The sequence below is a fragment of the Saccharopolyspora sp. genome, from assembly GCF_017434145.1.
Classification (GTDB): Bacteria; Actinomycetota; Actinomycetes; order Mycobacteriales; family Pseudonocardiaceae; genus Saccharopolyspora_C; species Saccharopolyspora_C galaxeae.
Window position 1 is genome coordinate 1 of sequence record NZ_JAFRFW010000776.1, and the last position, 1,839, is coordinate 1,839.

Below are 1,839 nucleotides of genomic sequence, written 5' to 3' on the forward strand. Positions count from 1 at the left end.
CACAACCCGGCGGCGTCCGCGCTGGCGAGGCGGCGGCACCCGGACGGCCAGACCACTTCGCCATGCGCGCCATAGGCGACGGCTATGGAGTCACTTCTTCGACTTGGTCTTGTCGTCCTTGCCCGCGGACTCGTCAGTGGACAGCGCGGCGACGAACGCCTCCTGCGGGACCTCGACCCGGCCGATGGTCTTCATCCGCTTCTTGCCTTCCTTCTGCTTCTCCAGCAGCTTGCGCTTGCGGCTGATGTCACCGCCGTAGCACTTGGAGAGCACGTCCTTGCGGATCGCGCGGATCGTCTCGCGGGCGATGATCCGCGAGCCGACCGCCGCCTGGATCGGTACCTCGAACTGCTGACGCGGGATGAGCTCGCGCAGCTTCGTCGCCATCTTCGTGCCGTAGGAGTAGGCGAAGTCCTTGTGCACGATCGCGCTGAACGCGTCCACGGCCTCGCCCTGCAGCAGGATGTCCACCTTGACCAGGTCCGAGCTCTGCATCCCCGCCTCCTCGTAGTCCATCGAGGCGTAGCCGCGGGTGCGGGACTTGAGGTGGTCGAAGAAGTCGAAGACGATCTCGGCCAGCGGCAGCGTGTAGCGCAGCTCGACCCGGCTCTCGGACAGGTAGTCCATGCCGTCCATCCGGCCGCGCCTGCTCTGGCACAGGTCCATCACCGTGCCCACGAACTCGGACGGGGTGATCACGGTGCACTTGGCGATCGGCTCCTGCACCTGCCCGATCTTGGCCTCGGGCCAGTCGGAGGGGTTGGTGACCTCCTGCTGGGTGCCGTCCTCGAGCTGCACCTCGTAGACGACGTTCGGCGCGGTCGAGATCAGGTTCAGGCCGAACTCGCGCTCCAGCCGCAGCCGGGTGATCTCCAGGTGCAGCAGCCCGAGGAAACCGCAGCGGAAACCGAATCCGAGCGCACCGGAGGTTTCCGGCTCGTAGGTGAGCGCTGCGTCGTTGAGCTGGAGCTTGTCCAGCGCGTCCCGCAGCAGCGGGTAGTCCGAACCGTCGATCGGGTACAGGCCGGAGTACACCATCGGCAGCGGCTCCCGGTATCCGCTGAGCGGCTCCGGCGCGCCCTTGCGCTCGGTGGTGATCGTGTCGCCGACCTTGGACTGCCGGACGTCCTTCACCCCGGTGATCAGGTAGCCGACCTCGCCGACGCCCAGCCCTTCGGACGGCTTCGGCTCGGGCGAGATGACGCCGACCTCCAGCAGCTCGTGCGTGGCGCCGGTGGACATCATCCGGATCCGCTGCCGCGGGGTGATCTTGCCGTCGACCACCCGGATGTAGGTGACCACGCCGCGGTAGGTGTCGTAGATCGAGTCGAAGATCATCGCGCGCGGCGGCGAATCGTGCACGCCCACCGGGCCGGGAACCTGGCGCACCACCTCGTCGAGCACCGCGCCGACGCCGTCCCCGGTCTTGGCCGAAACCCGCAGTACGTCGTCGGCTTCGCAGCCGATGATGTGCGCGAGCTCGGCGGCGTACTTGTCCGGTTCGGCCGCGGGCAGGTCGATCTTGTTCAGCACCGGGATGATCTGCAGGTCGTGCTCCATCGCCAGGTAGAGGTTCGCCAGCGTCTGCGCCTCGATGCCCTGCGCGGCGTCGACCAGCAGGATCGCGCCCTCGCAAGCCGCCAGCGAACGGCTCACCTCGTAGGTGAAGTCGACGTGCCCAGGTGTGTCGATCATGTGCAGCACGTGGTCGAGGCCGTCGACGTTCCACGACATCCGCACGTTCTGCGCTTTGATCGTGATGCCGCGCTCGCGCTAGATCTCCATCCGGTCGAGGTACTGCGCCCGGTACGCGCGCTCGCCGAGCACCCCGGTCAGCTG

The 1,839-nt window shown here is 67.4% G+C and carries 1 pseudogene; it reads right to left on the minus strand.

The window, feature by feature from the left end:
• Positions 1-90: 90 nt before the first annotated feature.
• Positions 91-1,839 (minus strand): annotated as a pseudogene (lepA, locus tag IJH84_RS20950) (translation elongation factor 4); the annotation flags it as partial.